The sequence below is a fragment of the Agrobacterium cavarae genome (assembly GCF_004310285.1).
Lineage (GTDB): Bacteria > Pseudomonadota > Alphaproteobacteria > Rhizobiales > Rhizobiaceae > Agrobacterium > Agrobacterium cavarae.
Genome location: NZ_SISF01000031.1, coordinates 194,511 through 220,062 on the forward strand (window position 1 = coordinate 194,511; position 25,552 = coordinate 220,062).

25 protein-coding genes are annotated in these 25,552 nt (G+C 58.6%); 18 read left to right on the top strand and 7 right to left on the bottom strand.

Annotation, left to right across the window (positions count from 1 at the left end):
• Positions 1-261: 261 nt before the first annotated feature.
• From lhpI to EYC79_RS14360, 4 genes are all read left to right on the top strand, one after another.
• On the top strand, positions 262-1,212 hold the full coding sequence (lhpI, locus tag EYC79_RS14345) for a bifunctional Delta(1)-pyrroline-2-carboxylate/Delta(1)-piperideine-2-carboxylate reductase (RefSeq protein ID WP_130978420.1): 951 nt from the start codon (positions 262-264) through the stop codon (positions 1,210-1,212).
• 4 nt (positions 1,213-1,216) lie between these two features.
• A complete protein-coding gene (gene hrpB, locus EYC79_RS14350) occupies positions 1,217-3,706 on the top strand; it encodes an ATP-dependent helicase HrpB (RefSeq protein ID WP_130978421.1) in 2,490 nt (829 codons plus the stop codon).
• Between the two features lie 18 nt (positions 3,707-3,724).
• Positions 3,725-5,032 (top strand): ActS/PrrB/RegB family redox-sensitive histidine kinase, encoded by a 1,308-nt coding sequence (locus tag EYC79_RS14355; protein ID WP_130978422.1) that lies wholly within the window; start codon positions 3,725-3,727, stop codon positions 5,030-5,032.
• A gap of 96 nt (positions 5,033-5,128) precedes the next feature.
• A complete protein-coding gene (locus EYC79_RS14360; RefSeq protein WP_062597505.1) occupies positions 5,129-5,713 on the top strand; it encodes an ActR/PrrA/RegA family redox response regulator transcription factor in 585 nt (194 codons plus the stop codon).
• A gap of 15 nt (positions 5,714-5,728) precedes the next feature.
• Here the strand turns inward: EYC79_RS14360 and EYC79_RS14365 are convergent, their stop codons facing one another.
• Positions 5,729-6,214, bottom strand: a complete 486-nt coding sequence (locus EYC79_RS14365) for an MmcB family DNA repair protein (protein WP_113326815.1) — start codon at positions 6,212-6,214, stop codon at positions 5,729-5,731.
• A 182-nt stretch (positions 6,215-6,396) separates the two neighbouring features.
• On the opposite strand from EYC79_RS14365, the gene EYC79_RS14370 reads away from it, so the two are divergent.
• Positions 6,397-7,083, top strand: coding sequence for a L,D-transpeptidase (locus EYC79_RS14370; RefSeq protein WP_062424793.1), 687 nt, complete (start codon positions 6,397-6,399; stop codon positions 7,081-7,083).
• 113 nt (positions 7,084-7,196) lie between these two features.
• Here the strand turns inward: EYC79_RS14370 and EYC79_RS14375 are convergent, their stop codons facing one another.
• From EYC79_RS14375 to hslV, 4 genes are all read right to left on the bottom strand, one after another.
• Positions 7,197-9,365 (bottom strand): malate synthase G, encoded by a 2,169-nt coding sequence (locus tag EYC79_RS14375; RefSeq protein WP_165457040.1) that lies wholly within the window; start codon positions 9,363-9,365, stop codon positions 7,197-7,199.
• 118 nt (positions 9,366-9,483) lie between these two features.
• Positions 9,484-10,437 carry a DUF1402 family protein gene (locus EYC79_RS14380; protein WP_130978424.1) on the bottom strand — a complete coding sequence of 318 codons (954 nt, stop codon included), beginning with the start codon at positions 10,435-10,437 and terminating at the stop codon, positions 9,484-9,486.
• A 173-nt stretch (positions 10,438-10,610) separates the two neighbouring features.
• Complete coding sequence (gene hslU / locus EYC79_RS14385) at positions 10,611-11,918, bottom strand: ATP-dependent protease ATPase subunit HslU (RefSeq protein ID WP_062444636.1); 1,308 nt, start codon at positions 11,916-11,918, stop codon at positions 10,611-10,613.
• Between the two features lie 78 nt (positions 11,919-11,996).
• Positions 11,997-12,521: an ATP-dependent protease subunit HslV gene (gene hslV / locus EYC79_RS14390; RefSeq protein ID WP_062444634.1), complete on the bottom strand. Its 525-nt coding sequence runs from the start codon at positions 12,519-12,521 to the stop codon at positions 11,997-11,999.
• 213 nt (positions 12,522-12,734) lie between these two features.
• Between hslV and hisB the strand changes: the two genes are divergently transcribed.
• The 7 genes from hisB (at position 12,735) to coaA (ending at position 17,384) form a co-directional block, all read left to right on the top strand.
• On the top strand, positions 12,735-13,331 hold the full coding sequence (gene hisB, locus EYC79_RS14395; RefSeq protein WP_062424656.1) for an imidazoleglycerol-phosphate dehydratase HisB: 597 nt from the start codon (positions 12,735-12,737) through the stop codon (positions 13,329-13,331).
• 61 nt (positions 13,332-13,392) lie between these two features.
• The gene (locus EYC79_RS14400) at positions 13,393-13,881 is read left to right on the top strand and encodes a DUF2628 domain-containing protein (RefSeq protein WP_130978425.1); all 489 of its coding nucleotides are present in this window, start codon (positions 13,393-13,395) and stop codon (positions 13,879-13,881) included.
• A gap of 1 nt (position 13,882) precedes the next feature.
• Positions 13,883-14,533, top strand: coding sequence for an imidazole glycerol phosphate synthase subunit HisH (gene hisH, locus EYC79_RS14405; RefSeq protein ID WP_130978426.1), 651 nt, complete (start codon positions 13,883-13,885; stop codon positions 14,531-14,533).
• A 1-nt stretch (position 14,534) separates the two neighbouring features.
• Positions 14,535-15,269, top strand: a complete 735-nt coding sequence (gene hisA / locus EYC79_RS14410) for a 1-(5-phosphoribosyl)-5-[(5-phosphoribosylamino)methylideneamino]imidazole-4-carboxamide isomerase (RefSeq protein ID WP_130978427.1) — start codon at positions 14,535-14,537, stop codon at positions 15,267-15,269.
• A complete protein-coding gene (gene hisF, locus EYC79_RS14415) occupies positions 15,266-16,042 on the top strand; it encodes an imidazole glycerol phosphate synthase subunit HisF (protein WP_113267542.1) in 777 nt (258 codons plus the stop codon). The genes hisA and hisF overlap by 4 nt, the downstream gene beginning before the upstream one ends.
• Positions 16,043-16,062: 20 nt before the next feature.
• Positions 16,063-16,386 carry a phosphoribosyl-ATP diphosphatase gene (locus EYC79_RS14420; RefSeq protein ID WP_062444624.1) on the top strand — a complete coding sequence of 108 codons (324 nt, stop codon included), beginning with the start codon at positions 16,063-16,065 and terminating at the stop codon, positions 16,384-16,386.
• A gap of 5 nt (positions 16,387-16,391) precedes the next feature.
• The gene (coaA, locus tag EYC79_RS14425) at positions 16,392-17,384 is read left to right on the top strand and encodes a type I pantothenate kinase (protein ID WP_186330281.1); all 993 of its coding nucleotides are present in this window, start codon (positions 16,392-16,394) and stop codon (positions 17,382-17,384) included.
• A 40-nt stretch (positions 17,385-17,424) separates the two neighbouring features.
• Here the strand turns inward: coaA and arfB are convergent, their stop codons facing one another.
• Together arfB and EYC79_RS14435 are read right to left on the bottom strand one after the other, a co-directional pair.
• Entirely contained in the window at positions 17,425-17,859 is a 435-nt protein-coding gene (gene arfB, locus EYC79_RS14430) for an alternative ribosome rescue aminoacyl-tRNA hydrolase ArfB (RefSeq protein WP_130978428.1), read from the bottom strand.
• A 209-nt stretch (positions 17,860-18,068) separates the two neighbouring features.
• A complete protein-coding gene (locus tag EYC79_RS14435; RefSeq protein ID WP_130978429.1) occupies positions 18,069-19,679 on the bottom strand; it encodes a phosphoenolpyruvate carboxykinase in 1,611 nt (536 codons plus the stop codon).
• A 340-nt stretch (positions 19,680-20,019) separates the two neighbouring features.
• Here EYC79_RS14435 and chvI point away from each other — a divergent pair, with 340 nt between their 5' ends.
• From chvI to ahcY, 6 genes are all read left to right on the top strand, one after another.
• Positions 20,020-20,745 (top strand): two-component system response regulator ChvI, encoded by a 726-nt coding sequence (chvI, locus tag EYC79_RS14440; RefSeq protein ID WP_062444621.1) that lies wholly within the window; start codon positions 20,020-20,022, stop codon positions 20,743-20,745.
• 42 nt (positions 20,746-20,787) lie between these two features.
• Positions 20,788-22,578, top strand: coding sequence for a sensor histidine kinase (locus tag EYC79_RS14445; protein ID WP_062444619.1), 1,791 nt, complete (start codon positions 20,788-20,790; stop codon positions 22,576-22,578).
• Entirely contained in the window at positions 22,568-23,032 is a 465-nt protein-coding gene (locus EYC79_RS14450; protein WP_130978430.1) for an HPr kinase/phosphorylase, read from the top strand. The genes EYC79_RS14445 and EYC79_RS14450 overlap by 11 nt, the downstream gene beginning before the upstream one ends.
• Positions 23,033-23,178: 146 nt before the next feature.
• Positions 23,179-23,580 carry a PTS sugar transporter subunit IIA gene (locus EYC79_RS14455; RefSeq protein WP_062424667.1) on the top strand — a complete coding sequence of 134 codons (402 nt, stop codon included), beginning with the start codon at positions 23,179-23,181 and terminating at the stop codon, positions 23,578-23,580.
• Between the two features lie 14 nt (positions 23,581-23,594).
• Complete coding sequence (locus EYC79_RS14460) at positions 23,595-23,870, top strand: HPr family phosphocarrier protein (protein ID WP_062424668.1); 276 nt, start codon at positions 23,595-23,597, stop codon at positions 23,868-23,870.
• Between the two features lie 130 nt (positions 23,871-24,000).
• On the top strand, positions 24,001-25,401 hold the full coding sequence (ahcY, locus tag EYC79_RS14465; protein ID WP_062424669.1) for an adenosylhomocysteinase: 1,401 nt from the start codon (positions 24,001-24,003) through the stop codon (positions 25,399-25,401).
• The last annotated feature ends 151 nt before the right edge of the window (positions 25,402-25,552 follow it).

Sequence of the window (25,552 nt, forward strand, 5' to 3'; positions counted from 1 at the left end):
CTTCGTCGCCAGCAGCGCCGCCGCCCTCGTCAGTGAGCGGACTTATAAGAGACACACCCCAAACAAGTCAACAGAGGTTTTTCATAAATCTGTCGTTTTTTGTTAAGGCACGGTAATCGTTGCGTTTTTTCGAGGGCACGCTTCGGGCTGCATCTCAGACCCTGACATCAAGCGTGTTTTACAGCTCTGTAAATCGCCCATCTCTTCAATGATGCGCTCACCATGCTAAGCTCGACGCATAAGAGAAGAAGGGAAAAATCGATGCTGGTTCTGAATGAAGACGAAACGCGCAACGCACTGGCGTGGCCACAGCTTATCGAAGCGATCGAAACGATGTTTCGCACCGGTTGCGAGATGCCAGTTCGGCATCATCATGATGTCGCCGTGCCGGGCGAGAGGGATGCGACGCTCCTGATGATGCCCGCCTGGGTGCCTGGCTCCTATATGGGTGTGAAGATCCTTTCCGTCTTCCCGGATAACAGTACACGTGCCCTGCCTGCGATCTTCGGAACCTATCTTCTCTCTTCCGGCAAGACTGGGGAAATGCTGGCGGCGGTCGAAGGCGGCGAGCTAACGGCGCGCCGGACTGCGGCGACCTCCGCCCTTGCAGCAAAATACCTCGCGCGGCCTGATGCGTCGTCCATCCTAATGGTTGGCACCGGGCGCCTGTCGCTCAACCTGATGCAGGCCCATGCCACTGTGCGAAACATTTCCACCTTCCATATATGGGGACGGAATATGGCCTCTGCGGAAAAGGCAGCCGCTGACGCCCGGCAGATGGGGCTCAATGCTTTTGCCTGCGCCGATCTGGAAGTTGGCGCACGGGACGCCGATATCATTTCCTGCGCCACGCTCTCCAACGAGCCGTTGATCCGAGGCGCCTGGCTGAAGCCGGGCGCGCATCTCGATCTCGTTGGCGCCTTCAAGCCTTCCATGCGTGAGAGCGACGATGCGGCCGTGCAGCTGGCAAGCGTTTATGTCGACACCTTCGATGGTGCTCTTAAAGAAGGGGGCGATATCGTCCAGCCGCTTGAGGCCGGTCTGCTTCAGCGAGAGGATATCAAGGCAGAGCTTGCCGATCTCGTTTCAGGGCGTCAAAAGGGCCGAGACAACGATAACGAGATCACGCTGTTCAAATCGGTCGGTGCGGCGCTGGAAGATCTGGCTGGCGCGATCCTTGCCTATGAAAGCGTGACGCGACGGACCAACTGACGTCATGACGAGTACGATCAAAACGGCAATCCAGGATTCGAGCAATCTCCCGGTCACGGATGTGCTGGCTGAGTTGGGGCAGGAACTCGCCCGCGCGAAGAAAGCCGTCCTCTGCGCCCCGCCAGGGGCTGGCAAGACGACCCTGGTGCCGCTTTATCTGCTCGACCAGGAGTGGCTGGGGGACGGCAAGATCATTCTTCTGGAGCCTCGACGACTGGCGGCGCGAGCGGCGGCAAGCCGCATGGCGTCACTCCTGAAAGAGGATGTCGGGGGCACGGTGGGCTATCGCATGCGTCTCGATAATCGCGTTTCTGCCAGAACGCGAATCGAAGTGGTGACCGAAGGCGTGTTCGCGCGGATGGTTCTGGACGATCCTGAGCTTCGCGGCGTGTCCGTTGTCATCTTCGACGAGTTTCACGAGCGCTCGCTTGATGGCGACTTTGGCCTCGCATTGGCGCTGGATGTGCAGGCAGGCCTTCGCGATGATCTGCATTTGCTGGTGATGTCCGCCACGCTGGATTCGGAGCGGATCAGTGCGCTGCTCGATGATGCGCCGGTCATCACCAGTCTCGGCCGCAGCTTTCCGGTCGATATACGCTACGAAGACAAAGCCGGACAGGAGCGGGTCGAAGACAAGGTGGCGCGGGCGATCATCGAGGCGCATGCCGCAGAGACCGGTTCGATCCTCGCCTTTCTTCCAGGTCAAGCGGAGATCAAGCGCACCGCTGAGAGATTGGAGGGCCGCTTCGACCCGGATACGCAGGTGATCCCGCTCTATGGAAACCTCTCGCAGAAAGAACAGGACGCGGCGATCAAGCCAGCGGAAAGCGGTCGGCGAAAGATCGTGCTGGCAACCTCGATTGCGGAGACCTCGATCACCATCGACGGTGTGCGGATTGTGATCGATAGCGGGCTGCAACGCTTGCCCGTCTTCGAGCCATCCACTGGCATCAGCCGGCTTGAGACAGTCAAGGTCTCGCGAGCGTCTGCTGACCAGCGCGCTGGCCGCGCGGGCCGAACGGAGCCGGGTATTGCCATCCGTCTGTGGCACGCTGGACAGACAGCGGCGCTGCCTGCCTTTACGCCGCCACAGATTCTTTCCAGCGACCTTTCCGGTTTCGCGCTCGATCTTGCCCATTGGGGTGTCAGCGATCCGGCGTCCCTCAAATTTCTCGATCAGCCGCCGGCGTCTACGTTGAAGGAGGCGAATGCGCTGCTGCAAGGGCTTGGCGCTCTCGACCGGTCTGGCGCGATGACCGCACGCGGCAAGCTGATGCGCGAGATGGCCCTGCCGCCGCGCCTCGCAGCCATGGTTCTCGCGGCAGAAGAGCTTGGATGTGGTCATGAGGCTTCGCTGCTTGCCGTGCTTCTGACTGAACAGGGGCTTGGCGGTAACGATATCGATCTTGAAGAGCGGCTTCGCCGGTTCAAGGGCGAGAAGACGGAGCGCGCAGCCGCTGCCAAAGGACTGGCAAAACGGCTCCTTTCCTCCCTTCCAGGCAAAAGGGACGGATCGGAAGCAGCAGCTCTAACGGCCGGGCAGCTTCTGTTGCATGCCTTTCCGGATCGCATCGCATTCCAGCGTGGTGGGCGCGGTCGATATGTGATGGCGAATGGACGTGGTGGAGAGGTGGAAGAGACGCAGCGACTGGCGGCCGAAAAGATGCTGGTGGTCGCCGACATCGTCGGCCGCGCCGCACGCCCGAGGATTCTGGCGGCCGCTTCGATCTCACTGCGGGATGTGGACGCATTTCTGCCAGAGGCGATCGTCAAGGAGGACCAGCTTTTCTTCGATAAGCAAAGCGGTCAGGTCCGGGCAAGACGCGTCTCGCGCATCGGCGCCATTATTCTCGATGAAACACCACTTGCGCGCCCGACCGGAGAGAAGGCGGCGCAAGCGCTTGCGAGCGGCATCCGCGAATATGGGCTCGGCATTGTGCCCTTTTCTAAAGAGGCCCAGCAGTTGCGCCATCGTCTCGGCTTTCTTCACCGCAGTGTCGGTGCGCCATGGCCAGATATGAGTGACGCGGCGCTGATCGACCGGCTGGACGAGTGGTTCGTGCCTTTTCAGCATGACGCCAAGACGATCCATGAGATCAATAGCGGCAACATCATCGATGGGCTGCGCTCGCTGGTTCCGCATGAGGAGCTGCGACAGCTTGGCAAATTGCTCCCCACCCATTTCGAAGCGCCGACCGGACAAAAGCACTCGATCCACTATGAGGGTGAGGAACCGACACTGACCATCCGCGTGCAGGAGCTCTTCGGCTTGAAGGATCACCCGAGTGTGGCAGGCGGCAAATTGCCACTGTTGCTGGAATTGACCTCGCCTGCCCACAGGCCGATACAGACCACGCGGGATTTGCCAGGGTTCTGGGCGGGCTCCTGGAAGGACGTGCGCGCGGATATGCGCGGGCGTTATCCGCGTCATCCCTGGCCGGAAGATCCGGCATCCGCGCAAGCCACACATCGCGCCAAGCCGCGCGGCACCTGAGATGATTAAGAGGCACCAATGGCAAAGCAGCCTGTAGAAACGACACGGTTTGGCCGCGCCAGCAGGCAGATCAGGCTGCAGACCATTGTCTGGCTGCGCTGGCTTGCCGTGGCCGGGCAGAGCACCACGCTTCTGATCGTTGCGTTTGGTCTTGGCTTTCCCCTGCCGCTGCTAACCTGCGCGCTTCTTATAGCGGCCCTTGCCACTGCCAACCTCTTTCTATCGGCTCGGTTTCCGGCGACCTATCGTCTGGAGCCCTGGGAGGCGACGCTTCTGCTTGCCTTCGACCTGCTGCAATTGACGGCGCTGATCTATATTACCGGCGGATTGTCCAACCCATTCGCGCCGCTGATCTGCGTTCAGGTCATCATTGCCTTTGCCTCGCAGCCGCTGAAACATTCTCTCGTTTTGCTGTTCTTCGCGCTGGTTTGCGCAACAGCGATTGCATTTTCGCCGTTTCCGGTTCCCTGGTATCCGGGGGAAGAATTGCCGATCCAGCTCATCATCCATATCGGCATCTGGTGCTCGATCGTGGCAATGATGTTGTTTGCAGCCTTCTATGCCTACCGCGTTTCGCATGAAGCCAATCAGCTTGCCGATGCGCTTGCTGCGACCGAACTGGTGCTGGAGCGGGAAAAGCACCTGTCGCAACTGGATGGTCTCGCCGCAGCCGCAGCCCACGAGTTGGGTACGCCGCTTGCAACCATCAGCGTGGTCGCCAAGGAGATGCAACGCGAGCTTGGAAAGGACGAGCGCTTCAGCGAGGATGTCGCGCTTCTACGCAGTCAGAGCGAGCGATGCCGCGATATTCTGCGCCGGCTGACATCGCTTTCTGCCGAAGGCGAGGAACATATTCGCCGGCTTCCGCTCTCCTCTTTGATCGAGGAAGTGATGGCACCGCACAGAGAATTCGGCGTGAAACTCAAGCTGGTGGAAAAGTCCGGACGGGCGGATGAACCTGTAGGTGCCCGCAATGCCGGAATCCTTTACGGTCTTGGCAATCTGCTGGAAAACGCCGTCGATTACGCCAAGGATATGGTGACCGTCACCGTGGCGCATGATCAGCAGCAGGTGATGGTGACGATCGAGGACGATGGCGACGGCTATTCGCCGGATATTCTCTCACGGATCGGCGATCCTTATGTGACCAAAAGGCACAATGATGCGACGGCTGGAGGGCTCGGACTTGGTCTCTTCATTGCCAAGACGTTGCTGGAGCGATCCGGGGCCTCACTGACATTCGAAAATCGTGGACCAAATGCCGCAGGTGCGAGGGTTACCGTCGTCTGGCCGCGATCGGTCATGGAAGATAATAAGAGCCGGTGATCTGAAGTCTCTAAGGAAACTCTCACGCTTGTGGCGCTTGTGGCGCATGAGGGATATGATCGCCGAAAGATAACAGAATGACCGAAGGAAACGACCATGGCTGATGACGGACAGAAGCACGAAGAAGAGGCGATAACGGCTTCGGATGCGATCGGTCCGGATAAGTCGCTGCTGGTTGTCGATGATGACGGTCCCTTCCTGCGCCGTCTGGCGCGCGCCATGGAGGCGCGTGGCTTTGTGGTGGACACCGCCGAATCGGTGAGTGAAGGCATCGAAAAATCGAAGAGCGCGCCGCCAAAATATGCGGTGGTGGACCTGCGGCTCGGCGACGGCAATGGATTGGAAGTGATCGAGGCCATTCGCCAGCATCGCGATGACACGCAAATCGTCGTGCTGACCGGCTATGGAAATATTGCGACCGCTGTCACTGCCGTGAAGCTTGGTGCGCTTGACTATCTGGCAAAACCTGCGGATGCCGACGATGTCTTCAACGCGCTGACACAGCGCGAAGGCGACCGGATGGAAGTGCCGGAAAACCCGATGTCCGCCGACCGGGTACGATGGGAGCACATTCAGCGCGTCTATGAAATGTGCGAGCGCAACGTCTCGGAGACGGCACGACGGCTGAACATGCACCGCCGCACGCTGCAGCGCATTCTGGCCAAGCGCGCGCCCAAGTAAGCAACGGGCTACGGATCAGTCCGAGTAGCTGGTGCCGGTGGACCATTCCGCCATCATCAGGCGGCGGGCAGCGGTCCTGGAGAAATCCAGCATCAAAGATTTGCGCGTGGCCGGCGCCAGCTTATGTTCCGGCGCCTCGCGCACCATATGGGCGCCATATCCATCCGAGAGAAAAAGGCCGCACTCTTCGGGAAAGATATCGAGCGGGACGCCAGCGTGTGTGGCGAAGAACAGCCGGTCGCAGTGCAGCCGATAATCCGGCCATTTGCGGTCCACCCTGAAATCCTCGATCGAGGATTTGATCTCGATGATCCAGATTTCCCCTTTGACCGACAGGCTGATGAGATCCGCACGCCGGCCGCTGGATAGCGCGAGCTCTGGCAGAACGGAGTGCCGCATCTCATTCAGCAATACCTGCACGCCCCGGCGCACAAGCATGGCTTTCTCAGATTGGCGACCGTCGATTAACGGGTTGTTATTGGTAAAGGAAAGAATAGTCATGGACGGATTCTGGAAAAGGCCCCCGAAATTGTTGCAAAAAGACCATGAAGCAGCATATTCGCACAAGCGGTAATCTTGCTGCGGTGCGATGGCTTGCAAAGCATGGATTAATCGAAAATAACCCGATGATCCAATATCGCTTCATGCACCGCTTATATAAGCGAATTTTCCGCGAGAACACCATGCGCATTCGCACTTCATTGACTGCACTCGGCCTGTCGTCCATCCTTGCGCTGACCGGCTGCGCGTCCACAACGACTGAAACCTCTTCCGCCCGCCCGCTCGCTGCTCCGGTTGTCGTCGAGACCGCCCAGATCTTCGGCGATGAAGTTTACGGCGCGACAACGGACGCTGGTTACGCCCTGCCCGCCATTCCGATCAACCGCGTTGACAAGAAGTTTCATCGCCAGATCGTGAACTATGAAACCGCTGAAAAGCCGGGCACGGTGATTGTCAACACCCGCGAGCGCTTCCTTTATTACATCCTGCCCGGCGGCAAGGCCGTGCGTTACGGCATCGGCGTCGGCAAGCAGGGTTTTGCCTGGGCTGGTGAAGCCTATGTGGCCTGGAAGCAGGAATGGCCAACCTGGCATCCGCCGAAGGAAATGGCCGCTCGCAAGCCTGAAGTGGCCAGATATGTCGAAAACGGCATGGGTCCCGGCATCAGCAATCCGCTCGGTGCGCGCGCCATGTATCTCTTCAACGAACAGGGCCAGGATACGTTGTTCCGTATCCACGGTTCGCCTGAATGGGCCTCGATCGGCACCGCTGCCTCTTCCGGCTGCATTCGCATGATCAACCAGGACGTGATCGATCTCTACAGCCGCATCCGTCCAGGCCGCAGCTCCAAGGTTATCGTGATCCAGTAATTTCCGGATCCTGAGTATTGAAAAAGCCGCCGTGGATCTCCCGGCGGCTTTTTTTGTTTCCGGTCTGAGATGCCTGCCGATCAGCGCGCATCCCAGACGGTGAGAGGATGCTCTCAGGCGCGTTGTTTCGCCTTCAGTTCAAGGCGGCGACGGTGAAGGACTGGCTCGGTATAGCCGTTCGGCTGCGCCCTGCCCTTCAATACCAGTTCCACTGCCGCCTGGAACGCAACCGAATCGTCGAAGTTGCCTGCCATGGGCGTGTAGGCCGCATCGCCAGCATTCTGCTGATCGACGATAGTGGCCATGCGCTTCATGGTCTCGACGATCTGCTCCTCCGAGACCACACCATGGCGCAGCCAGTTTGCCATGTGCTGGGCCGAGATGCGCAGCGTCGCGCGGTCTTCCATCAGGCCGATATTGTTGATGTCCGGCACTTTGGAGCAACCGACACCCTGATCGACCCAGCGCACGACATAGCCCAGAATACCCTGGGCGTTGTTATCCAGTTCACGCTGGATTTCTTCAGGCGTCCAGTTGGGGCGAACCGCGACGGGAACAGAGAGAATATCGGCGAGCTTGGCACGACCGCGGCTTTTCAACCCTTCCTGCACCTGGGCGACGTCGACCTTGTGATAATGCGTCGCATGCAGCGTTGCGGCCGTTGGCGAGGGCACCCAGGCTGTGTTGGCACCCGCCTTGGGGTGGGCGATCTTCTGCTCCAGCATGGCAGCCATCAGGTCGGGCATGGCCCACATACCCTTGCCGATCTGCGCATGACCGGACAGGCCGCATTCGAGACCAATATCGACATTCCAGTTCTCATACGCCGCAATCCAGGCGGCCTGCTTCATGTCGCCCTTGCGGATCATCGGGCCCGCTTCCATCGAGGTGTGGATTTCATCGCCAGTGCGATCGAGGAACCCGGTATTGATGAAGACGACGCGGTCCTTGGCGGCGCGAATGCATTCCTTGAGGTTGACGGTCGTGCGGCGCTCCTCATCCATGATGCCCATTTTCATGGTGTTGGGCCGCATGCCGACAAGCTGTTCAACGCGGGTGAAGATCTCAGCTGCGAAGGCGACTTCTTCCGGGCCGTGCATCTTCGGCTTCACCACATACATCGATCCGGCGCGCGAGTTCTGGTGGCGACCGATCGGGCCGACATCGTAAAGCGCAATCAGACCGGTGATGACCGCATCCATGATGCCTTCCGGAACTTCCTGGCCATTACGGTCTAGGATAGCGGGGTTCGTCATCAGGTGGCCGACATTGCGCACCAGCATCAGCGAGCGGCCGGGAAGCGTCAGAGCCGTTCCGTTGCGCGCGGTATAATTTCGGTCGGGGTTCAAACGACGGGTAAAGGTTTCCCCGCCCTTGGAGACCTCCTCGGTCAAATCGCCGCGCATCAGGCCAAGCCAGTTGCGATAGACGACCAGCTTGTCCTCGGCATCCACAGCCGCGACGGAATCCTCGCAGTCCATGATGGTGGTCAGTGCCGATTCGAGGATGACATCGGAGATGCCGGCGCGATCAGCCTTGCCGATGGCAGTGGTGGGATCGACGACGATTTCGATATGGATGCCGTTGGTTTTCAGCAAAACAGCGGATGGCTTTGACGCATCGCCATCGAAGCCGGCGAAATGTGCCTGATCGGCAGGGGTTGTCGAACTGCCGTCCAGGTCGATGACCAAGGCACCGTCAACCACGCGCAAGCTGCTGACATCCGCCCATTTGCCGCTCGCAAGCGGTACGGAGCCGTCGAGGAATGATCTTGCCCAGGCGATGACCTTTTCGCCCCGACGGGGATTGTAGCCCCGGCCCTTTTCGGCGCCGTCGTCTTCGGCAATCGCATCCGTGCCGTAAAGCGCATCGTAAAGCGAGCCCCAGCGGGCATTGGCGGCGTTCAGCGCGTAGCGCGCATTCATCACCGGTACGACGAGCTGCGGCCCGGCAAGTTCGGCAATTTCGGGATCGACGTTCTGGGTGTTGACCTTGAAGGCCGCGCCTTCCGGAACGATGTAGCCGATCTCGCGCAGATAGGCCTCGTAGGCTGGGAGGTCGGAGGGCGCGCCGTTCTGGCGGTACCATTCATCGAGTTTTTCCTGGAAGGCGTCGCGCTTGGCGAGGAGCTCTTTGTTCTTTGGCGCAAGATCGTGAACAATCGCAGAGAAACCGTCGAAGAAGGTGTCGGCGTTCAGCCCCGTCTCGGGCAGAACCTCATCCTTCAAAAACTGGTAGAGCGTCTCGTCGAATGACAGTCCATTATGCTCGATGCGGCTCACAACATATCTCCCTATGATCATTGTCCATAGAGTGGAGGCTGTACCCAGCCTCCGTCAACCGTCGCTATGCATCAAAGATTTTTTCTGTTCAGGAAATAATCTTAAAAACCTGTTCCAGTTAGAGAAGCTTCTGCAACTCTGGCAGCTTCTCATTGATCAGCCAGCCATAATAATTCTCTTCCGGCCAGACCGTACCGCCGCTTTGGCGGTTCTTCTGCGCCAGTGCAGCAGCCCGCTGCTGTGAGCCGCCGAGATTGTAGAGCGTTGATGTCAGGCCAGGATTTCTGGAAATATCCATGTCGGCGATCGACTTGTAGTCATCGATGGATTTGCGGATCGCAGCCGCCATGTAGGCAAGCGAATGATCAGGATCCATGATGGCCGTATAGACGGCAGAGGCATCGTTCTCGTCCAGCTTCTCATAGCCAGAGGTACGCGCCACCGTATCCGACAGCATGAGCGCCGTCAGCGGATTGATCTGTCCCAGCCCGAATGTCTGGCCGGCATAGAAGGGCTGAAAGAACACGGCGCTGAAGCGGTTGTCGGGATAGCTGACGCCATCGACCGTCTTTCCGCGGAAGCTCGCCTCCCAGACATCTTCTCGACAATTCCACAGGCCGTAGGAATCGCTTTTCGACTGACATTTGGCAAATTGCGAATGCGTCAGAAACTGCGCGATCGTTTCATCCTTATAGCCGAAGCGGAAGCTGTTGCCCGCGTAGGACGCTGCCTTCACATAGTAAGACTGCAGGCGATCATAGGCATCGACATTGTAGGTGTGTTCGCCAACGATCGCGCCGACCATGTGGATCGGATCAATGCCATAGCGGCTTGCCGTCGATTTGATCTTGGAGATCAGCTGCTTGTCGCTGGACAGAAGTTCGTAGACCTTCTGGTATTTTCGCTCGTAGGTAGAGTTCGAGCCCTTGGTACGGCGCGCCGAGGCACCCGGAACACCCGGTTGTTCCGCATTACGGTTACCAGGCGGCACAAGCGTCGCGGCCTCAGCATAGGACGGGAGAACGGTGCCAATGGCCAGAAGCGCGGCCAATGCCAGGAGGGTTTTGCGCACGAGCGGATGCCTTTTCTCTTGCCGGCTCTCATGCCGGAGTAATCCAGAGGATCGACTTTGGACATTCATTAACGAAAAGCGATGCCACATGTCGAGAGAAGGCCGGTAAAATAAGAGTGCGGCAAGATTTGCCGCACTCCCTCTGATTTTTGAAAATTATTCTCGGGTCTGCCTTAAAGAATGTAGCGCGACAGATCCGTATCGGCGGCGATATCGCCCACATGTTCCTTGACGTAGGCGTCGTCGATCTTGACCGACGAGCCACCGCGATCGGGCGCGTTGAAGGAGATTTCGTCGAGAACACGCTCCATGACCGTTTGCAGACGGCGCGCACCGATGTTTTCGACCGATGAATTGAGGTGGACCGCCACGTCGGCCAATGCATCGATGGCATCGTCGGTGAAATCCAGATCGAGTTCTTCGGTTGCCATCAGCGCCTTATACTGGCGGATCAGGCTCGCTTCGGTTTCAGTTAGAATGCGGCGGAAGTCTTCCTTTGTCAGCGGCTTCAGCTCCACGCGGATAGGCAGGCGGCCCTGAAGTTCAGGCAGAAGATCGGAGGGCTTTGCCACATGGAAGGCGCCGGACGCGATGAAGAGGATGTGATCCGTCTTTACCGGTCCGTACTTCGTCGAGACTGTGGTGCCTTCGACCAGCGGCAGGAGATCGCGCTGCACGCCTTCGCGAGAGACGCCGGCTCCCATGCCACCATCGCGGGCGGCGATCTTGTCGATTTCGTCGAGGAAGACGATGCCATCATTTTCGACCGATTTGACCGCTTCGCGCTGGATTTGCTCGTTGTCCAGAAGCTTGTCGGACTCGTCGCGAATCAGTTCGGCATAGGATTTCTCCACCGAGGTGCGGACCTTCTTGGTGCGCCCGCCCATGGCCTTGCCGAACATTTCAGACAGGTTGAGCACGCCGATATTGGCGCCCGGCATGCCGGGGATCTCGAAGCCGGGCATGCCGGAGCCGGTATCGGCCACCTCGATATCGATTTCCTTCTTGTCGAGTTCGCCATCGCGAAGCTTCTTGCGGAAGCTGTCACGGGTGGCGGGCGACGCAGTCTGCCCGACGAGAGCGTCAAGAACGCGCTCCTCTGCACTGGCATGAGCCTTGGCCTGGACCTCGGCGCGCATCTTTTCGCGCACAAGGCCGATACCGATCTCGACCAGATCGCGGATGATCTGTTCAACATCCCGGCCGACATAGCCGACTTCGGTGAATTTCGTCGCTTCCACCTTGATGAAGGGCGCACCGGCGAGCTTTGCCAGGCGTCTTGAGATTTCGGTCTTGCCGACACCGGTCGGGCCAATCATCAGAATGTTCTTCGGCATAACCTCGTCGCGCAGGCTCTCATCGAGCTGCTGGCGGCGCCAGCGATTACGAAGCGCAATGGCGACCGCGCGCTTGGCATCATGCTGACCGATGATGTAGCGGTCCAGTTCCGAGACGATCTCCCGGGGAGAAAAAGTGGTCATTTCGATCCTTTCGGCTTCCTGTTGCGGCCAGCCATGACGGCCCGGCCCGCAGGAACCATGGGTTGGTGATCCGTGCGCTTATTCAGCGTCCAACGTTTCAATGACGAGATTGTGGTTGGTGTAGACGCAGATGTCCGCGGCGATATCGAGCGCCTGACGGGCAACCTCTTCGGCGGACTTATCCGAATCCATCAAGGCACGTGCCGCGGCAAAGGCGTAGTTGCCGCCCGAGCCGATAGCGATTGCGCCATGCTCGGGTTCCAGAACATCGCCATTGCCGGTGATGGCAAGCGTGATCGACTTGTCGGCGACGAGCATCATGGCTTCGAGATTGCGCAGATATTTGTCTGTTCGCCAATCCTTGGCGAGTTCGACCGCGGCGCGCATCAGCTGGCCTTGATATTGCTCCAGCTTCTTTTCCAGCCGGTCGAGAAGCGTGAAGGCGTCTGCCGTGGCACCAGCGAAACCGGCGATCACTTCGCCCTTGCCGATGCGACGCACCTTGCGGGCGTTGCCCTTCATCACGGTCTGGCCAAGGCTGACCTGTCCGTCGCCGGCCATGACGACCTTGCCGCCCTTTCTCACTGTAATGATTGTTGTCATAAAGCACCTGTCTGCCCATCCGGGCCTTGCATCTAAAGCTATCGAACCGCTGATCGGCTGCGGTCCTTTTCGCAAATTATGTAAGTCCCGTTTTGCCGATTGCAATCTTGCTTAACCGTAGCACCCAGGCGGCACGCACAAGACGATGGAATGACTGGATATTTGAGGTGCAGGCTGGTAAGGAACGGCCAGATTGTCCAAGGAGCAGCCGCAATGGCAGAGCGCACAGCCGAGATTTCCCGCAAGACCAATGAGACCTCCGTCTCGGTCCGCGTGAATATCGATGGAACGGGTACGGCGAAAATTTCGACAGGCGTCGGCTTTTTCGATCATATGCTGGACCAGCTGAGCCGCCATTCGCTGATCGACATGGAGATCGACGTGAAGGGCGACCTTCATATCGACGATCACCACACGGTCGAAGACACCGGTATTGCCATCGGCCAGGCGATTGCCAAAGCCTTGGGCGACCGCAAGGGCATCACGCGTTATGCCTCGCTCGACCTTGCCATGGACGAGACGATGACGAAGGCTGCCGTCGATATTTCCGGCAGGCCCTTCCTGGTCTGGAACGTGCAATTTTCCGCACCGAAGATCGGTACATTCGATACGGAACTGGTGCGCGAATTCTTCCAGGCGCTGGCGCAGAATGCCGGGATCACGCTGCATATTCTCAACCATTACGGCGCCAACAACCATCATATCGCCGAGACGTGCTTCAAGGCGGTTGCGCGCGTATTGCGCAGCGCCACCGAAATCGATCCCAGGCAGGCAGGTCGCATTCCTTCAACGAAGGGCATGCTGGCCTGATCCGGTGAAACATGAAGAGCAACCGAGACCGGTGCTGCTCTGAACGTCGTCAGGAACGCCAATGACATCTTATCTTGTTCTGGAAGCACCGGGCGGACCCGACAGGGATCACCGCACCACTCGCTTCATCGCGGACAGATTTTCGTGGCTTGCTTTGCTGTTTCCGTGGCTCTGGTTTGCCATCCATCGCATGTGGTGGATTGCCGTCTCCGTCGTCATTCTGCAGGTCGCCGCCGGTCAGGTGTCGAGGCTCGATGGCCTCGGCATAGTGGGCCTCCTATTCACCATCACGGCAGGGTTGATAGCCGGATTCGAAGGTCGCAACCTGCTTCAGCGTCATTTGATTGCCAAGGGCTGGACGCTGAAGGACGTGATCGTGGCACTTGATCTTTCGACGGCGGAAGAGATGTATTTTTCGAACCTGCCCGAACAGGACGATGCGCATATGACGTTGTCGCAGCCTGAGTGGAAGACCGGTGATCGGGTGGGCGGCTTCATGACGAACGATCCCGCGGGCTCGTTTCAATTCGATTTGAATGGAAGGCGCTGATATGCGTGTGGCAATTATCGATTATGGCTCCGGCAACCTTCGATCTGCGACGAAGGCGTTCGAGCGCGCGGCGCGGGAAGCCGGCATCGACGCGACAATCGACCTGACCGACAAGCCTGAAAGCGTGGCGTCTGCAGACCGTATCGTGCTGCCAGGTGTCGGCGCCTATGCCGATTGCCGCGCCGGATTGGGTGCGGTGACGGGCATGCATGAAGCGCTGATCGACGTGGTGGAGAAGAAGGGTCATCCCTTCCTCGGCGTCTGCGTCGGCATGCAGCTCATGTCCTCTCGCGGCCTTGAGAAGACAGTGACCGAGGGGCTTGGCTGGATCGAAGGCGATGTGGTGGAGATGACGCCATCTGACCCGGCTCTCAAAATTCCGCAGATCGGCTGGAATACGCTGGAGCTGCACCGCCCTCACCCGCTCTTCGATGGTATCAAGACCGGCCCCGACGGCTTGCACGCCTACTTCGTCCACTCCTATCATCTGGCAGCCAGGCACCGGAATGACGTGATCGCCACCACCAATTACGGTGGCGCGATGACCGCCTTCGTTGGGCACGACAACATGGCTGGTGCCCAATTCCATCCGGAAAAGAGTCAGAGCCTTGGCCTTGCCCTCATTTCGAATTTCCTCCGCTGGAAGCCCTGACATGATCCTTTTTCCCGCAATCGACCTCAAGGACGGCCAGTGCGTTCGCCTCAAACTCGGCGATATGGACCAGGCCACCGTCTACAACTCCGATCCCGGCGCGCAGGCCAAGGCCTTCGAGGATCAGGGCTTCGAGTGGCTGCATGTGGTGGATCTGAACGGCGCCTTTGCCGGCCAGACCGTCAATGGCGAGGCGGTCGACGCCATTTTGAAATCCACCAGGAACCCGGTGCAGCTCGGCGGCGGTATCCGCACACTGGAGCATATCGAGGCTTGGCTGAGCCGCGGTCTCGCACGCGTCATCCTCGGCACCGTTGCGGTGCGCGATCCGGTCCTGGTTCTGGAAGCCTGCAAGCGCTTCCCCGGCCAGGTTGCGGTGGGAATCGATGCCAAGGGCGGCAAGGTTGCGGTGGAAGGCTGGGCAGAAGCCTCCGAACTTGGCGTGATCGAGCTTGCCAAGCGCTTCGAAGGGGCAGGCGTTGCCGCGATCATCTACACCGATATCGACCGTGACGGCATTCTGGCAGGAATCAACTGGGCCTCGACACTCGAGCTTGCCAATGCGGTGTCCATTCCGGTGATCGCATCCGGCGGGCTTGCCTCCATCGACGATATCAAGCGCATGCTGGAGCCGGATGCGGCAAAGCTGGAAGGCGCCATTTCCGGGCGCGCGCTCTATGACGGGCGCATCGATCCGGCAGAGGCACTGGCGCTGATCAAGGAGGCACGGGCATGACACTGAAAGCACGCATTATCCCCTGCCTTGACGTAAAAGACGGTCGCGTCGTCAAGGGCGTGAACTTCGTCGATCTGATCGACGCCGGCGATCCGGTCGAGGCGGCGAAAGCCTATGATGCGGCCGGTGCCGATGAGCTTTGCTTTCTCGACATCACCGCCTCTTCCGACAATCGTGAAACGATTTTCGATGTGGTGTCACGCACCGCCGATCACTGCTTCATGCCGGTGACGGTGGGGGGCGGCGTTCGTGCCGTGTCGGATATTCGCAAGCTTCTGCTCTGCGGTGCCGACAAAGTGTCGATCAATTCGGCAGCGGTCAAAGACCCGGATTTCGTCGCCCAGGCGGCGGATAAGTTCGGCAATCAGTGCATCGTTGTCTCCATCGACGCCAAGAAAGTGTCGGCTAACGACGAAGCCGATCGCTGGGAAATCTTTACCCATGGCGGACGCCAACCGACAGGCATCGATGCGGTGGAATTTGCCGTGAAGATGGTGGAGCGTGGTGCCGGCGAATTGCTGATCACCTCCATGGATCGCGACGGCACGAAGAGCGGCTACGACATCGCGTTGACCCGCACCATTGCCGATCAGGTTCGTGTTCCGGTGATCGCTTCCGGCGGTGTCGGAAATCTGGATGATCTGGTAGCGGGCGTGAAGGAAGGCCATGCGACAGCGGTTCTGGCGGCGTCGATCTTCCACTTCGGCACCTATACGATCGGGCAAGCCAAGGCCTATATGGCCGATCATGGCATTGCCATGCGTCTCGACTGATCTTTGAAAGGACAAGCAGCATGAGCGGGTTTTCCCTTTCCGATCTCGAGCGCATCGTTGCCGAACGCGCCAGCGCATCGCCTGATCAATCCTGGACGGCCAAGCTTTTTGCTGCTGGCCAAGCCAAGGCCGCCAAGAAGCTCGGCGAAGAGGCGGTCGAAACGGTGATCGCGGCGATCTCGCAGGATCGCAAGAACCTGACGGACGAGGCAGCCGATCTGCTTTATCATCTTCTCGTGGTCCTCAAGATCGCCGATATCCCTCTCTCCGATGTCTTTGCGGAGTTGGAGAGACGGACAGGTCAGTCCGGATTGCAGGAAAAGGCATCAAGGCCTCAATCATGACGACGATGGCACGCAGGGGGGAGCAAGGCATGCCAACGACGCTCGATCATTTCAGGCCGGATGAATACTCGCCCTATCACTTCTTCAGTTCGGAAGAGTGGTCGAAGTTTCGCGCCGATACGCCCCTGACGCTGTCCGCCGACGAGGTGAAACGCCTCCGATCGCTTGATGACCCGATCGATCTCGACGAGGTTCGGCGGATCTACCTGTCGCTCTCGCGACTGCTCTCATCCCATGTGGAAGCGTCGCAACTGCTCTTCGAACAGCGCAACCGCTTCCTCAACATGGAGCACGTCAACAAGACGCCCTTCGTCATCGGCATTGCGGGCTCTGTGGCGGTCGGAAAATCCACCACGGCGCGTATTCTAAAAGAGCTTCTGGCGCGCTGGCCTTCCAGCCCAAAGGTCGATCTGATCACCACGGACGGGTTTCTCTACCCGAACGAGGTGCTGCGGCGTGAAAACCTCATGGAGCGCAAGGGCTTTCCGGAAAGCTACGACATCGGCGCGCTTCTACGCTTCCTTTCCGCCATCAAGGCGGGCCAGCCGAACGTCCAGGCACCCCGCTATTCGCACCTGGTCTACGACGTCCTGCCCAGCGAGTTCACTAATGTCGATCGGCCCGACATCCTGATTTTCGAAGGCATCAACGTGCTGCAGGCACGCAACCTGCCAGCCGGCGGGCGCATCGTGCCGATGGTGTCTGACTTCTTCGATTTCTCGATCTATATCGATGCGGACGAGACAATCATCCATAACTGGTACGTCAACCGCTTCATGAACCTGCGCAAGACGGCCTTCCGCGACCCGACATCCTACTTCAATCGGTATGCGTCGATTTCGGAAACTGCGGCGCTCGCGATCGCAGAAGGGCTTTGGGAGAATATCAACCTCAAGAACCTGCGCGAAAACATCGTACCGACGAGACCGCGTGCCGACCTCATCCTGAGAAAAGGCCAGAACCATCTGATCGACATGGTGGCGCTGAGAAAGCTCTAAGTCTGAAGACGGCACCGAGAGCGTTTCTCGGCCAAAGCTGTTAGTCCTGTCCCGGCTTGCCACGCATCTTCTTGATATCCGAACGGCCTGATTTTTCTTTCAGTCTTCGTTCGACAGAGCCTTTTGTCGGCTTTGTGGCCTTGCGCGGCGGCGGCGGCGGCTCGGCTGCCTTAAGGATCAGTTCCTTCAGGCGCTCCCGCGCATCTTCCCGGTTCCGCTCCTGGGTGCGGAACTGGCTTGCCTCGATCATCAACACGCCTTCTTTCGAGACGCGCCGCCCACCAAGCTTGACGAGATTGGTCTTGATGCGATCCGAGAGCGCCGGAGAAGCCGTGATGTTGAAGAAGAGCTGAACCGCGGTGGAGACCTTGTTGACATTCTGTCCACCCGGCCCGCCAGCCAGCACGAATTGCTCCGTCAGTTCCCATCCGGCAATCGTTATTCTGCTGCTGATGTAAAGGGGCGCGCTTGCCATGTCATTCTCCGGCAGGCGTGATGCCACAGATGCGGTGGAATGAAAACAGTTGAGAATGCTTCAAGCGCCGGAATGAACTGATAGAGCGCTATACGTCTTTTCAGACGCACAAAGGACGCTCTATCTTCTTTAAATCGCCGATGCTGTAAAAGCCTTAAATGAAAAACCCGGCGCGAGGCCGGGTTCCGTATTTTGAAGAGATCGACTGCTTATTCGGCAGCAGCCAGGAGGCCAGGAGCCGCGTCGCGGACGGTGCTGTCGACATGGTCTTCGAACTTGGTGAAGTTCGTGACGAACATGTTGACCAGCTTCTTGGCTTGCGCGTCGTAGGCAGCGCCATCGGCCCATGTCGAGCGTGGGTCGAGGATGCTGTTGTCGATGCCTTCGAGCGAAGTCGGTACGGCAAAGCCGAAATTGGCGTCGGTGCGGAACTGGGCATTCTTCAGCTCGCCGGTCAGTGCGGCGGTCAGAAGCGCGCGGGTGGCCTTGATCGGCATGCGCTTGCCAATGCCATAGGCACCGCCGGTCCAGCCGGTGTTGACCAGCCAGCAATCCACACCATGCTGTGCGATCAGATCACGCAGCAGGTTGCCGTATTCCGTCGGATGACGCGGCATGAAGGGTGCGCCGAAGCAGGTCGAGAAGGTGGCTTCCGGCTCTGTCACGCCCTTCTCCGTGCCGGCGACCTTGGCGGTGTAACCGGAGAGGAAGTGGTACATGGCCTGTTCCGGCGTCAGACGCGCGATCGGCGGCAGCACGCCGAAGGCATCGGCGGTCAGCATGATGATCGTCTTCGGATGACCTGCAAGGCCGGTCTTCGAGGCGTTGGGAATGAAGTGCAGCGGGTAAGCGCTACGCGTATTTTCCGTCAGCGAATTATCGTTGAAATCCGGAACGCGGTTTTCATCGAGAACGACGTTTTCCAGAACCGTGCCAAAGCGACGGGTTGCCGCGTAGATTTCAGGCTCAGCTTCCGCCGACAACTTGATCGCCTTGGCGTAGCAGCCGCCTTCGAAATTGAAGATGCCGTCTTCGCCCCAGCCATGCTCATCGTCACCGATCAGCGTGCGGGCGGGATCGGCAGACAGCGTGGTCTTGCCGGTGCCGGACAGGCCGAAGAAGACAGCGGCATCACCATCCGGGCCGACATTGGCCGAGCAGTGCATCGGCATGACGCCCTTGGCAGGCAGCAGGTAGTTGAGAACGGTGAAGACCGACTTCTTGTTCTCGCCGGCATAGGATGTGCCGCCAATGAGGACGATACCCTTGGTCAGATCGCAGGCGATGACCGTTTCGGTGCGCACGCCGTGACGGGCAGGATCAGCCTTGAAGCTCGGCAGGTTGATGATTGTGAGCTTCTGCTTAAAGGAGCCAAGCTTCTCGCGCGCCGGGCGGATCAGCAGGTTGCGAATGAAGAGGCCGTGCCAGGCAAGCTCGGTAACGACGCGGGTCGGAAGCGCATTTTCTTCATCGGCACCGCCGACGAGATCCTGAACGTAGAGCGTCTTGCCGGCGGCATGTGCGAGCATATCCTTATGCAGAATTTCGAAATGCTCAGGCGACAGCGGCTTGTTGTTGTCCCACCAGATGGCATCTTCCGTGTGGGCATCGCGCACCACGAATTTGTCCTTCGGAGAACGGCCGGTGTGCTGACCGGTCACGGCGCGCAGAGCGCCATCGACGGTGATGTCCGATTCGCCGTTGCGGATCGATTCTTCGTACAACTCACTCTCGATGAGGTTGTAATGTACGACAGCGGCTCCGCCCAGACCGAGTGCAGCCACTCCGTTTTCTGGATTGTGTACTCCGAGTTCTTTCATGGCGCGTTCCCTTTTTCTGAATGCGAGCCGTTCAAATTTTCAGTGAAGCTAACGGCAACAAACAGGATTGGCAAGATGCCGCACGAAAAATATTCAACAATTTCAATATATTAATCGATTTAAAAGATTTTATTCCTTTTTAAATCGGTTTAGCCACGCTGCAAATCCGGACTCTTAGTCTCTGCTGGAATATCCTGCTGCAAAGCTCTCCAATCGTGGGGCTTGGTCTTTGCCACAATTTGTTCCACCTTTATACTCATGAGACGTGTTCGCGGCGCACAACCTAGGCTGGGGTGAATGTCGGGAGCATAGATTGCAAATGACGATGGAGACCAATTTAATGCAAACGATTGCGCTTGTAGACGACGACCGTAATATCCTGACATCGGTGTCGATCGCGCTCGAAGCGGAAGGCTATAAGGTCGAAACGTATACCGACGGCGCCTCCGCCCTTGACGGGCTGATTGCACGCCCGCCGCAGCTGGCGATCTTCGATATCAAGATGCCGCGCATGGACGGCATGGAACTGTTGCGTCGCCTTCGGCAGAAGTCGGACCTTCCCGTCATCTTCCTCACCTCCAAGGATGAGGAAATCGACGAACTGTTCGGCCTGAAGATGGGCGCCGACGATTTCATCACCAAGCCTTTTTCGCAGCGCCTTCTGGTGGAGCGCGTCAAGGCGATCCTGCGCCGCGCCAGCAGCCGTGAAGCAGCGGCGACCGGCGCAAGCCCCATGAAGATCGCTGCCGATCAGGCCGCCAGAACGCTGGAACGCGGACAGCTTGCCATGGACCAGGAACGCCACACCTGCACCTGGAAGGGCGAGCCGGTGACACTGACCGTCACCGAATTCCTGATCCTGCACTCGCTGGCACAGCGCCCAGGCGTCGTCAAAAGCCGCGATGCGCTGATGGACGCCGCCTATGACGAGCAGGTCTATGTCGACGACCGCACCATCGACAGCCACATCAAGCGCCTGCGCAAAAAGTTCAAGCTGGTCGACAACGACTTCGACATGATTGAAACGCTTTACGGTGTGGGTTATCGCTTCCGCGAAGCGGCGTAAGGCCGCATAATGACGCCGCGTAAGCGGGGCTGAGGAAAGCACGTGCTGAACAAAACGCAGGATAGCGCATCGGACACATCCGATGCCGACGATCGTGAGAGCGGTCGGCGGCACCGGATTCATCCGCTGACGATCGTCCGGCGTATCTTCGGCAATGCCGTCTTTTCCAGCCTGACGCGCCGCATTCTCTTCTTCAACGTCGCGGCGACGGTGGTTCTGGTCGGTGGTATTCTCTACCTCAACCAGTTTCGCGAAGGGCTGATCGACGCGCGCGTCGAAAGCCTGCTGACGCAGGGCGAAATCATCGCCGGTGCGATCTCCGCCTCGGCTTCTGTCGATACCAATTCGATCACCATCAATCCGGAAAAGTTGCTGGAGTTGCAGGCGGGCCAGAGCATCACTCCGGTGCCGAATGATGAGGACCTGAGCTTCCCGATCAATCCGGAGCGTGTTGCTCCCGTTCTTCGCCGCCTGATTTCCCCGACCCGTACCCGCGCCCGTCTCTTCGATGCGGATGCAAACCTGCTTCTCGATTCCCGGCATCTCTATTCACGCGGGCAAGTTCTGCGCTACGACCTGCCGCCGGTGACCCCTGAAACCCAGACCTGGGGCGAGTGGTTTGCCAGCCTGTTCAACCGCATGCTGCAGCCAAGCAGCCTGCCGCTTTATAAGGAAACGCCAGGCGGTGACGGATCGATCTACCCCGAAGTGATGAATGCGCTGACGGGTGTTCGCGGCGCTGTCGTGCGCGTCACGGAAAAGGGTGAGCTGATCGTTTCAGTGGCCGTTCCAGTGCAACGCTTCCGCGCGGTGCTTGGGGTTCTGCTGCTATCGACACAGGCTGGCGATATCGACAAGATCGTCCATGCGGAACGTCTGGCGATCATGCGCGTCTTCGGCATTGCGACGCTGGTCAATATCGTTCTGTCGCTGCTTCTTTCTTCCACCATTGCCACACCGCTCCGTCGTCTCTCTGCAGCCGCGATCCGCGTGCGCCGTGGCGCCAAGGCGCGTGAGGAAATTCCGGACTTCTCCGCGCGTCAGGACGAGATCGGCAACCTCTCGATTGCACTTCGGGAAATGACCAATGCGCTTTACGACCGGATCGACGCGATCGAGAGCTTTGCAGCCGATGTCAGCCACGAGCTGAAGAACCCGTTGACCTCGCTGCGCAGCGCCGTCGAGACCCTGCCGCGTGCCAAGACGGAAGAATCCAAGCAGCGCCTCACGGAAATCATCTTCCACGATGTTCGCCGTCTCGACCGCCTGATCAGCGACATCTCCGATGCATCCCGCCTCGACGCGGAACTGGCGCGTGCCGATTCCTCGCCCGTCGATCTCGAGGTCTTGCTGAATGGCCTTGTCGAAATCTCGCGACAGATTTCCAGCAAGAAGAAAACGGTTACGATCGATTATGTGGCCGACCACAAGCCTGGCGTGAAGACGAGCTATGTGGTCAACGGCCACGATCTCCGTCTCGGCCAGATCGTCACCAACCTGATCGAAAACGCCCGCTCCTTCGTTTCGCAGGATGGCGGACGCATCTTCGTACACCTGCTGCGGCACAAGGATCGCTGCCTGGTCCGCGTCGAGGACAATGGTCCCGGCATCCAGGCTGAAGATATCGACCGTATTTTTGAGCGCTTCTACACCGACCGCCCTGCCAGCGAGGGTTTTGGCCAGAATTCCGGTCTCGGCCTCTCGATCAGCCGCCAGATTGCCGAGGCGCATGGCGGTACGCTGAAAGCGGAAAACATCATCGACAAATATGGTGTGATCTCCGGCGCCCGCTTCACCCTGTCGCTTCCTGCCGCACCGACGCATGAGCGCTGACCGCGTCAATTACCACGCAACTGCGATCGTCATTGACGAAACGGGAATGCTGTTCGTCGGTCCCTCAGGCAGCGGCAAGAGCGAGCTTGCCTTCAGCTTCCTGACAGAGGCACAGCGTTGCGGCTTGCAGGCGGCGCTCGTGGCGGACGATCAGGTTCTGATGTCGTCTCAAGATGGACGCGTTCTTGTCGAACGGCCGGAGAGCATTGCCGGGCTCCTTGAATTGCGCGGCAGCGGCATCGTCGAACTCCAGAGCATCAAATCAGCGACGATCGACTATGCGATAACGCCCGTTGCACACCCGCAATCCCCTCGCCTCCCGCCGAAGGATGAATGGCTGGATTTACCAACCGGCAACAGGCTACCGCTCATCCGGATTCCGCTTTCCAGCATCACGCCCTATGGAAAATTTGCTGCACTTGCTCAAAATCTGTTCAAAGCCAAGGGAAAGTGAACAAAAATCCCCTGTTTGGGGGCTTGCGCTTCCCATTTTCCTCATCAAGATGTCGTCCCACCGATGGACAGGTTTGCGGCATTGCGATAGGGCGGCACTCCAGACGCAAGTCCAGGTGGCAAAGTGCGTGTGTAAGGGAGCATTTCATGATCGGACTAGTGCTTGTCACTCATGGCAAGCTGGCTGAGGAATTTCGTCACGCGGTAGAGCATGTGGTCGGTCCTCAGAAGTTGATCGAGACCGTATCGATTGGTCCCGAGGACGACATGGATCAGCGTCGGCAGGATATCATCGATGCCGTGACACGCGCCAATGACGGCAATGGCGTCATCATCCTCACAGACATGTTTGGCGGAACGCCGTCCAACCTCGCCATCTCGGTGATGAGCAGCGGTACCGTTGAAGTGATTGCCGGCGTCAATCTTCCCATGCTGATCAAGCTTGCCGGTATTCGCAGCGAAGACAACATGGACAAGGCTCTGCAGGAGTCTTCCGATGCCGGTCGCAAATATATCAACGTCGCCAGCCGCGTTCTCAGCGGCAAATAAGAAGAACACGCTTCATGTCCTCACTGTCGAAGGAACTGCTGATCGTCAACAAGCGCGGCCTGCACGCGCGCGCCTCTGCAAAATTCGTGCAGATGGTGGAGAAGTTCGACGCAGCCATCAGCGTTTCGAAGGACGGTATGACGGTCGGCGGCACTTCGATCATGGGTCTGATGATGCTGGCGGCAAGCCCCGGATGCACGGTTTTTGTCGAAGCAAGCGGCAATCAGGCGGAAGAAGCGCTTGCAGCACTCGAGGCGCTGGTTGCGGATCGGTTCGGCGAAGAACTTTGATAACCATCATATAAAGACATAAAGACTTCTTTATATGATTATTGCCAGATCGGCGATTGCCTGTTAGAACCGCAGCCTGAATTGCAAGGCAGCGGCACGGGTCCCTGCCATTTTTGAGCAGGAGATCTTTATGAGCGCTGACAAAGACTACATCGTCGCGGATATCAACCTTGCCGATTACGGCCGCAAGGAACTGGACATTGCCGAAACCGAAATGCCGGGCCTGATGTCCTGCCGCAGCGAATTCGGTCAGAGCAAGCCGCTGAAGGGCGCTCGCATCTCCGGTTCGCTGCACATGACGATCCAGACGGCTGTCTTGATCGAAACCCTGAAGGAACTCGGCGCCGACATCCGTTGGGCGTCCTGCAACATCTTCTCGACCCAGGACCATGCTGCTGCAGCCATCGCGGCTGCCGGCATTCCGGTCTTCGCTGTCAAGGGTGAGAGCCTGACCGAATATTGGGAATACACCGACAAGATCTTCCAGTGGACCGATGGTGGTCTCTCCAACATGATCCTGGATGACGGTGGCGACGCCACCATGTACATCCTGCTCGGTGCACGCGCCGAAGCTGGCGAAGACGTTCTGTCGAACCCAGGCTCGGAAGAAGAAGAAATTCTTGTCGCACAGATCAAGAAGCGCCTTCAGGCTTCGCCAGGCTGGTTCACCAAGCAGCGCGACGCGATCAAGGGCGTGACCGAAGAAACCACGACAGGTGTTCATCGTCTCTATGACCTCAGCAAGAAGGGTCTTCTCCCCTTCCCAGCAATCAACGTCAATGACAGCGTCACCAAGTCGAAGTTCGACAACAAGTACGGCTGCAAGGAATCGCTGGTTGACGGTATCCGTCGCGCCACCGACGTGATGATGGCCGGCAAGGTTGCCGTCGTCTGCGGTTACGGCGATGTCGGCAAGGGTTCTGCTGCTTCGCTTCAGGGTGCTGGCGCCCGCGTCAAGGTCACCGAAATCGACCCGATTTGCGCGCTTCAGGCTGCCATGGACGGTTTCGAAGTCGTTCGCCTGGAAGACGTCGTGTCTTCGGCAGACATCTTCATCACCACCACCGGCAACAAGGACGTCATCCGCATCGAGCATATGCGCGAGATGAAGGACATGGCGATCGTCGGCAATATCGGTCACTTCGACAACGAAATTCAGGTCGCTTCGCTGAAGAACCTGAAGTGGACCAACATCAAGCCGCAGGTCGACATGATCGAGTTCGCCAAGGGCAACCGCATGATCCTTCTGTCGGAAGGCCGCCTGCTGAACCTCGGCAATGCGACCGGTCACCCTTCCTTCGTCATGTCGGCCTCGTTCACCAACCAGGTGCTCGGCCAGATTGAGCTCTTCACCAAGCAGGGCGAGTACAAGAACGACGTTTACGTGCTGCCGAAGCACCTCGATGAAAAGGTCGCGCGCCTTCACCTTGAGAAGCTCGGCGTGAAGCTGACCGAACTTTCCGACACGCAGGCAGATTATATCGGCGTCTCGAAGACGGGTCCGTTCAAGGCAGAACACTACAGATATTGATTTCATAGTTAATATCCACATCAAATACACCACATCTAGGCATCGCGGACTTGACAAAGTCCGCGATTTCTTTTTAGGCGCCGCCCTTCCCGGAAATTTGCTGAGACGGTATTGTCTGAAGACTTGATTCGTGTGGGCGGATGCCCGTGCG

Bases quoted from the DNA above. Each gene is read 5' to 3' on its own strand.
- EYC79_RS14460 (WP_062424668.1), top strand. From the start codon at position 23,595: ATGTCCTCACTGTCGAAGGAACTGCTGATCGTCAACAAGCGCGGCCTG.
- ahcY (WP_062424669.1), top strand. From the start codon at position 24,001: ATGAGCGCTGACAAAGACTACATCGTCGCGGATATCAACCTTGCCGAT.
- hisA (WP_130978427.1), top strand. From the start codon at position 14,535: ATGATCCTTTTTCCCGCAATCGACCTCAAGGACGGCCAGTGCGTTCGC.
- coaA (WP_186330281.1), top strand. From the start codon at position 16,392: ATGGCACGCAGGGGGGAGCAAGGCATGCCAACGACGCTCGATCATTTC.
- hslV (WP_062444634.1), bottom strand. From the start codon at position 12,521: ATGACAACAATCATTACAGTGAGAAAGGGCGGCAAGGTCGTCATGGCC.
- arfB (WP_130978428.1), bottom strand. From the start codon at position 17,859: ATGGCAAGCGCGCCCCTTTACATCAGCAGCAGAATAACGATTGCCGGA.
- EYC79_RS14360 (WP_062597505.1), top strand. From the start codon at position 5,129: ATGGCTGATGACGGACAGAAGCACGAAGAAGAGGCGATAACGGCTTCG.
- hrpB (WP_130978421.1), top strand. From the start codon at position 1,217: ATGACGAGTACGATCAAAACGGCAATCCAGGATTCGAGCAATCTCCCG.
- EYC79_RS14370 (WP_062424793.1), top strand. From the start codon at position 6,397: ATGCGCATTCGCACTTCATTGACTGCACTCGGCCTGTCGTCCATCCTT.
- hisB (WP_062424656.1), top strand. From the start codon at position 12,735: ATGGCAGAGCGCACAGCCGAGATTTCCCGCAAGACCAATGAGACCTCC.
- hisF (WP_113267542.1), top strand. From the start codon at position 15,266: ATGACACTGAAAGCACGCATTATCCCCTGCCTTGACGTAAAAGACGGT.
- EYC79_RS14455 (WP_062424667.1), top strand. From the start codon at position 23,179: ATGATCGGACTAGTGCTTGTCACTCATGGCAAGCTGGCTGAGGAATTT.
- EYC79_RS14450 (WP_130978430.1), top strand. From the start codon at position 22,568: ATGAGCGCTGACCGCGTCAATTACCACGCAACTGCGATCGTCATTGAC.
- EYC79_RS14355 (WP_130978422.1), top strand. From the start codon at position 3,725: ATGGCAAAGCAGCCTGTAGAAACGACACGGTTTGGCCGCGCCAGCAGG.
- chvI (WP_062444621.1), top strand. From the start codon at position 20,020: ATGCAAACGATTGCGCTTGTAGACGACGACCGTAATATCCTGACATCG.
- hisH (WP_130978426.1), top strand. From the start codon at position 13,883: ATGCGTGTGGCAATTATCGATTATGGCTCCGGCAACCTTCGATCTGCG.
- EYC79_RS14400 (WP_130978425.1), top strand. From the start codon at position 13,393: ATGACATCTTATCTTGTTCTGGAAGCACCGGGCGGACCCGACAGGGAT.
- EYC79_RS14435 (WP_130978429.1), bottom strand. From the start codon at position 19,679: ATGAAAGAACTCGGAGTACACAATCCAGAAAACGGAGTGGCTGCACTC.
- EYC79_RS14420 (WP_062444624.1), top strand. From the start codon at position 16,063: ATGAGCGGGTTTTCCCTTTCCGATCTCGAGCGCATCGTTGCCGAACGC.
- lhpI (WP_130978420.1), top strand. From the start codon at position 262: ATGCTGGTTCTGAATGAAGACGAAACGCGCAACGCACTGGCGTGGCCA.
- EYC79_RS14365 (WP_113326815.1), bottom strand. From the start codon at position 6,214: ATGACTATTCTTTCCTTTACCAATAACAACCCGTTAATCGACGGTCGC.
- hslU (WP_062444636.1), bottom strand. From the start codon at position 11,918: ATGACCACTTTTTCTCCCCGGGAGATCGTCTCGGAACTGGACCGCTAC.